The 7285-nt window shown below is 37.7% G+C and carries 6 protein-coding genes; 5 read left to right on the top strand and 1 reads right to left on the bottom strand.

The window, feature by feature from the left end; all coding sequences use genetic code 11:
• Positions 1–365: 365 nt before the first annotated feature.
• Complete coding sequence (gene holA, locus EFD62_RS05975) at positions 366–1379, top strand: DNA polymerase III subunit delta (RefSeq protein WP_128705849.1); 1014 nt, start codon at positions 366–368, stop codon at positions 1377–1379.
• Positions 1380–1466: 87 nt separating this feature from the next.
• On the opposite strand, the gene rpsT is transcribed toward holA, so the two are convergent.
• Positions 1467–1730, bottom strand: coding sequence for a 30S ribosomal protein S20 (rpsT, locus tag EFD62_RS05970; RefSeq protein WP_069193454.1), 264 nt, complete (start codon positions 1728–1730; stop codon positions 1467–1469).
• 272 nt (positions 1731–2002) lie between these two features.
• On the opposite strand from rpsT, the gene gpr reads away from it, so the two are divergent.
• From gpr to ligA, 4 genes are all read left to right on the top strand, one after another.
• On the top strand, positions 2003–2992 hold the full coding sequence (gene gpr / locus EFD62_RS05965) for a GPR endopeptidase (RefSeq protein WP_069193455.1): 990 nt from the start codon (positions 2003–2005) through the stop codon (positions 2990–2992).
• Between the two features lie 307 nt (positions 2993–3299).
• A complete protein-coding gene (locus EFD62_RS05960) occupies positions 3300–4151 on the top strand; it encodes an N-acetylmuramoyl-L-alanine amidase family protein (protein WP_128705848.1) in 852 nt (283 codons plus the stop codon).
• A 190-nt stretch (positions 4152–4341) separates the two neighbouring features.
• Positions 4342–5037 (top strand): M50 family metallopeptidase, encoded by a 696-nt coding sequence (locus EFD62_RS05955; RefSeq protein ID WP_069193457.1) that lies wholly within the window; start codon positions 4342–4344, stop codon positions 5035–5037.
• A gap of 129 nt (positions 5038–5166) precedes the next feature.
• Entirely contained in the window at positions 5167–7158 is a 1992-nt protein-coding gene (gene ligA / locus EFD62_RS05950; protein WP_069193458.1) for an NAD-dependent DNA ligase LigA, read from the top strand.
• The last annotated feature ends 127 nt before the right edge of the window (positions 7159–7285 follow it).

The following is a 7285-nucleotide window of genomic DNA, read 5'->3' as shown; positions in this document are numbered from 1 at the left end:
AAATGGTATCAAGGGGAAAACCGCCCTTGACACCATTTCACCCGCCTGTTGAAGAATGGTTAAGGTTGGAATGATAAATATCATCAGGTTTCTTTAAAAAGTGTTGCATTTAATATTGCAATTTAAGTACTATAATTTTAACCGGGCTTGAAGAAAAACTTTGGAGAATATATAATCTATGTTGTTGATTAATTTATAACGAGGCGATAAATGTCCCACCACTTCTTATAAGTGGTGGGTAACGGTTAGCCTTTCAGGCAGTGAGCTATCTTGCGCCTCGTTGAAACACCACCGAGGTAAGAAAATTTTTCTACAACCGAAAAATTTTCTTTGAACCGAGATGTTATAATACTTGGGAGAGTAAAATGAGTATAGATAAATTAAAGCTAGAAATAAAAAATGAAAACTTAAACAAGCTCTATCTTTTTTGTGGTGAGGAAGAATACCTAAAAAAATTCTACCTGGGCAAAATTGAAGAAATTATTCTAAGAGATGATCAAACGGGTTTAAATAAAATAGCAATAGAGGGAAGGGCCGAGAGTTCAAAGATAATTGAGGCCTGTGAAACAATGCCGTTTTTCGGAGAAAAAAAACTGGTCGTTGTTAAAAAGTCCGAACTATTTAACTCAAAAAAGTCAAGCTCCTCTAAAGATAATAAAAAGGATGAATTGATTGAGTATTTACAGAATATACCCCCTTATACCTGCCTTGTTTTTTATGAGGAGGATATTGACAAAAGGCTGAAGATGGTAGCTGCTGTGAAGAAGTATGGTATGATGGTGGAGTTTCCGTTTCAAAAGCCGCCGGAACTTGTAAAATGGGCTATGAAGGTTTTTAGGTCCTACAACAAGGTGATTGATGAGAATACCGCATCATACCTTATAGATATATGTGAAACCGGAATGACTGAAATACTAAATGAAATAAACAAGGTTATTCTTTATTTGGGCGATAGGCCGGAAGTGGCTATTGATGACATAAAAAAAGTCTGTACAAAGTCAATAAAGAGCAGAATATTTGACTTAATCGATGCTATAGCCGAAAGAAAGCTTGATACTGCCTTGAAGCTGTTAAACGATATGATGATTTTAAAAGAGCCACTGCCCAAGATTTTATTTATGATAGCAAAGCAATTGAGGCAATTATTAGAACTAAAGCTATTATGCAGTAAAGGTATGGATGGGAAGGAAGCCTGCTCTAAGATGGGTCTAAACCCTTATGTGGCAAAGAAAATGATCCGGCAGACTAGCTGTTTTTCTCAGGATAAACTGAAAAAAGCAATACAGGAGGCCCTTGAATTGGATCTTTCAATAAAGACGGGAAGGATAAATGACAGAACGGCTGTGGAAATACTAATTTGCAATCTGGCAGCTGAATAAAGCGGTAAATGTAAAAAAGCTCCGGGAAGAACCCGTGAGCTTTAATAATCAGGACTTAAGTAAAAAACGTACTTTCAAGTACATTTTTTATTTAGCGGCAGCATTTAATGCCTTAGCGAGCTTTGATTTTCTTCTCGCAGCGGTGTTTTTATGAATAATATTCTTTGCTGCTGATTTATCTATAGTCTTTATGGCAACTTTAAGAGCATTTGCAGCATCTGAATCATTGCTTGCAATAGCTTCTTTACATTTCTTTATATTTGTTCTAAGTACTGATTTTCTAATGCTGTTTTTAAGAGTTTTTGTCTCTGAAACACGTACTCTTTTAATAGCGGATTTAATATTTGGCAATTCCTTCACCTCCTGCGAGTTATTCGACAAAGAGTATTTTAACACGATATAAATCAAAATGCAAGGGCAAAATCACATTTTTTGCATAAATAAAGACGGATAGATCAAAATGCGCTGATTATTATAACAACTGGGTATCTGTCACTTAATAGGGACATTTATTACCTCGTTATAATGTAGGTATTTATTAATAATAATTGAGGAAAAATAATGTTTATGTGGGATAAGAGAAAATATTACTTTTTATTAAATAGGCAAGGGAGGATTATTGAGTGAAAAGGAATATAAGAACAGATCTTGTGCTGGAAGCCCATGAGCTATTGAAGGAAAATGAGTTTAACAATGAAAGAAGGGATCCGCCGGGAGTTGATATCGAAAATGCAGGTACAGAAGATATAAAGATAACCAGAGTGAAAGTAACATCACCTACCGGAGAAGTGGCTATTGGAAAACCGATGGGTAATTATATCACCCTTGAGGTGCCTAGGCTGAAGGAAAATGACCAGGTTTTGTACGAAGAAACCTGTAAGGCTCTTGCTATGGAATTGGTGCGTATATTGAAGCTTAGAGACGACTCGACAATCCTGGTTATAGGACTGGGAAACTGGAATGTTACACCGGACGCATTGGGGCCGAAAGCAGTCTCCGGGCTTATGGTCACAAGGCATTTGCTTGAATATGTTCCCGAACAGGTGGACAAAGGGGTAAGACCGGTGTGTGCAGTGTCGCCAGGTGTATTGGGTATTACCGGTATAGAGACGGGCGAAATTGTGAAAGGTATTGTAGATAGGGTTAAGCCCGATGTTGTAATTGCCATAGATGCATTGGCTTCCAGAAAGATGGAGAGAGTAAATACCACTATTCAGATTGCAGATACAGGAATTGCTCCGGGCTCCGGAGTTGGCAATAAAAGAATGGAGCTTTCCCGAGAAAGTCTAGGAGTCCCGGTTGTTGCAATAGGAGTTCCGACAGTAGTGGATGCCGCAACCATGGCAAATGATACAATTGACCTCGTTATAGACAACCTCATAAAAGAAGCAAAAGAGGATGCTCATTTCTACAATCTGCTTAAAAACATAGACAGAGGTGAGAAATACCAGTTAATACAGGAGGTGCTGCAGCCCTATGTCGGCAATCTTGTGGTAACTCCAAAAGAGATTGATGATGTTGTTGACAGAATTGCAAAGGTAATTGCCAACGGCCTCAATATTGCGCTTCATCAGGGCATTACATTAAATGATGTAAACCGATATGTCCAGTAAATATTAGACGGATTTCCAATAAAATATACATTATAATAAAACTGTTTTTATACGATAATATACACAACACAATTTATGTGTTGCATATTTCAGTTTTCTATGTTGTCTAGAGTATAAAAACAGTTTTTTATTTGGCCTCTTGGAATGAAATGAAAGAGGCCAAAGCGAAGGGACTCGATGTTCCGAGCTTTTAATGTAAAATGCTTGTGGCAAAATATTGGAGTTAAACGGTCAAATCTTTTAATTTGACTTAGAGGTCTTTTAATAGTATGATTTTTAATATGAATGGCTATAAGTGGGGAAGATTATGAACATAAAGGCTTTTCTTATGAAGATACGAAGGTTTTATTTACGCCTTCCACTAAGGATGAAGATAATCATTTTGGCAGTGGTTTTTGCAATTCTGGCCGTAGGGGGTATCGGTGTTTATAACCGAGAGCTGTCGATGGGGCCCAAGGACAGCAATGATTACTTAGGAGAGAATGGCAATAAAACGGCTATCAACCCTGGAAATATAGGTGGGATAGGCAATATAGATGAACCTAAACCTAAAGAGGTAATTGTGGTGATAGACCCGGGGCATGGAGGAGAGGATCTGGGAGCTTATAACGGGATTCTTTACGAAAAGGATATAAACCTTGATATTTCTTTAAAGCTGGGAAAGCTTCTTGAGGATATGGGGATCGAGGTAGTGTATACTAGGAAGACAGATGTATTTGTTGACCTTGAACCGAGAGTTGACCTTGCAAATAAGCTTGAGGCTACTCTTTTTATTAGTGTACACAGCAATTCTATGCCGGATAATTCGGAATACCGGGGGACGGAGACTCTTTACTGTCCTTCGTTGAATCCTAAATATAGTAAAATGGATGGGAGAAAGCTTGCCATAATTGTTCAGAAGGAATTGGTAAAGACACTTGGTACTGTAGATAACGGTATAATTGAAAGACCCAATCTGGCAGTATTAAGAAAGACTATGATGCCGGCAGTAATAGCTGAAATTGCCTATATTTCAAATCCGTCGGATAGAGCAAAGCTGTCTGATGATGCGTTCAGGAAGAAGTCTGCCCAAGCTCTGGCCAATGCGGTGATAAACGCACTTGATGAGATGGGTGCTGTTAAAGATGAAAATGGGACTTATACAATAATCGAGGATTAATGATCATAAGAATTTCACAAACAGATTTAATAAAAAAAGGAAGGGAAATCTCTTTCTTTTTTTGTTGTGTAAATGTATAATTTTATGTATAAGCTTGGTAAATAAATCTTTGCATCATAGATGAGGTTCATTTGGTGCGATTTATAAGGACTTGGTTCGTACAAACTATATAAAACTGTATGAGGTGAATATGAAAACTATATGGAAATACTTTATGATTCTTATTACTGTTGTTTTGTTATGGAATCAGGTTATACTTAAGCCATTTAGGATTCTATCCACATTCTTCCATAAAGCGGGACATGCTATTGTGGCGTTTCTTTTCGGTCATGGTTTTGATGCTTTTGGTGTTGCTTTTGGGTCAATGGGAGATTCAATGGTTAGTGCAGAAGGATGGTTTCCATCTTTTATGGTATCCAATGGAGGTTATTTGGGAAGTTTACTGTTTTTTGTACTAATTATGTTTTTAAAAAGGACGAGCGCTAGAAAATATCTTCTGGGGAGTTTGGCAATTATATACCTTTTTATTTCGATAAGCAGTCCTTCACTTAGGGGAACTGTTTTATATGCGGCAATATTTGTAGCAATTGCGGTTGTTCTGTATATGATTCAAAGAGACGGCATAGAAGAAATTGTTATTGATGTGGTAGCAATGTCTTCCATTGCATATATTATTTATGAGACATTGGTTTCCACTGTATTGTTTAAGATAAATCAGTATTTTTCGATTATACAGGGATGGAGTTCCGGTACACCTTTAGATATAACAAGATTGAGAAATATTACCGGGTTGCCGGAATTGTTGTGGGCAATAGTCTGGATTGCAATTTCGGTGCTGGTGTTGAATGCGGTGGTTTTAAAGACAGTTAAGACTAAAAAAAGATAAAAAGATAAAAAGAATTGTAAAGCAAATTGAAGAAAATAAATTAATTATATAGTATCAAAGATTATATAGTATTAAAGTTAAACAGATAAGCTGTTAGATTTACAATTGTTTGATGGAGGGAAAAAACAAGTGGAAATAGACAAGAGAATACTTGAGCTAAGGGAGGTTCTAAACTACCACAGCCATAAGTACTATGTGGAAGATGCACCGGAAATAAGTGATTTTGAATATGATGCTCTTTATAGGGAACTTGAGAAGCTTGAAGAGGAACGGCCGGATCTTATTACCCCGGATTCTCCTACCCAGAGGGTGGGGGATAAGCCCCTTGAAGGATTCAAAAAGGTGCTACATGCTGTGCAGATGCAAAGTCTTTCTGATGTATTCAGCAGGGAAGAGCTTTTGGCATTTGATAGAAGGGTTAGGGAAGCTATAGGAGATAACACAGAGTATGTTGTCGAGAAAAAAATTGATGGGTTGTCAGTTTCCCTAATTTATGAAAATGGTGTATTTACAAGGGGAGCAACCCGAGGTGATGGTTTGGTTGGAGAAGATGTGACGCAGAATCTCAAAACCATTAAATCAATACCTCTGAAATTAAAGAAACAGTTGCCTTTACTGGAGGTAAGGGGCGAGGTATTTATTTCGAAAAAGGATTTTATCAGAATAAATGAGGAGCAGGAGTCGGCAGGCCAACAGCTTTTTGCAAATCCAAGAAATGCCGCAGCCGGATCTTTGAGACAGTTAGACCCTAAAGTGGCTAATCTAAGAAAGCTTGATATATTTATTTTTAATATACAGAGAATTGAGGGTGAAAGTTTAGAAACCCATTCCGATACCCTTGATTTTCTAAAGGAGCTGGGATTTAAAGTAAGCCCGGGCTACAAGGTATGTCAGGATATAAATGCTGTTTGGGACGAAATAAACCGCATTGGCGATGAGCGGGGAGATATAGGCTTTGAAATTGATGGCGCTGTAGTTAAGGTAAACTCGTTATCCCATAGGGAAGTTTTGGGCTCCACAATCAAGACTCCAAGGTGGGCGGTGGCCTATAAATATCCTGCGGAAGTGAAAGAGACTGTTGTTACGAAGATATGGGTAAACGTAGGGAGGACGGGAGTGTTGACACCAAATGCTGTTTTTGATCCGGTTAGACTTGCCGGTTCTACCGTGAGCAGAGCAACACTTCACAATATGGATTATATAAGGGAAAAGGATATAAGAATAGGTGATACGGTACGTATTAGAAAGGCAGGAGACATAATTCCCGAAGTTGTGGATGTGGTTTTTGAAAAGCGCAGCGGAAATGAAGTTGTGTTTAATATGCCTGAGCAATGTCCTGTATGCGGTGCAGATGTAGTGAGAGAAGATGGGGAAGCGGCATACAGATGTACCGGGATAGAATGTTCTGCCCAGCTTTACAGGAATATAGTCCATTTTGCTTCAAGGGATGCAATGAATATTGAAGGTCTTGGACCTGCGATTATTGAGTCTCTTCTTGGAAAAGGACTCATAAAGGAAATAGCAGATTTGTATTATTTATATAAAGAGAAAGAAACCCTTATTAAAATGGAAAGAATGGGCAAAAAGTCTATCGAAAATCTCCTTACTTCGATAGAAAAATCAAAGCAAAATAATATCGATAGATTGATATTTGGCTTTGGGATTAGGCACATAGGACTTCGGGCAGCGCAGCTATTAAGCGAAAATTTTGAGTCTCTTGATGCCATTATGAATGCATCTTCTGAAGACATTGAGGCAATACCTGAGTTTGGCAGCAAGATGGCAAAAAGTGTTGAACAGTTTTTCAGTCAGAAGCAGATTAGGGATACTATAGAAAAGCTTAAAGCCGCTGGAGTAAATACCATAAGCTTTGGCAAAAAGAAAATTAAAGACAACAGGTTTGAGGGAAAAACCTTTGTGCTTACCGGTACACTTCCGAGCCTTACTCGAAAAGAAGCAGAAGAGATTATAAAGAGTTTTGGAGGAAAGACTTCAGGGAGTGTGTCTAAAAAGACCGATTATGTACTGGCTGGCGAGGAAGCAGGAAGCAAGCTGGAAAAGGCTAAAGACTTGGGCATTGAAATAATTGATGAGAATAGCTTCAGACAAATGATAGAGTAGCACACACCTTTAGTCTTCATTATATTATATAGAGATATTAAAAAGAGTATAATTTTTTCTTATATATATATATATATATTAATAAATTTTTATTAAGGGGGTACATATGTTTAAAACTGGTATTAGT

Source organism: Acetivibrio mesophilus (assembly GCF_004102745.1).
Classification (GTDB): Bacteria; Bacillota; Clostridia; order Acetivibrionales; family Acetivibrionaceae; genus Hungateiclostridium; species Hungateiclostridium mesophilum.
Note: the sequence above shows the minus strand (reverse complement) of the source record. Positions and strands in the feature narration are given on the sequence as shown.

What these genes read in the sequence shown, in the direction of transcription:
- holA (WP_128705849.1), top strand. Translation starts at nt 366, where the DNA reads ATGAGTATAGATAAATTAAAGCTAGAAATAAAAAATGAAAACTTAAAC.
- EFD62_RS05960 (WP_128705848.1), top strand. Translation starts at nt 3,300, where the DNA reads ATGAACATAAAGGCTTTTCTTATGAAGATACGAAGGTTTTATTTACGC.
- EFD62_RS05955 (WP_069193457.1), top strand. Translation starts at nt 4,342, where the DNA reads ATGAAAACTATATGGAAATACTTTATGATTCTTATTACTGTTGTTTTG.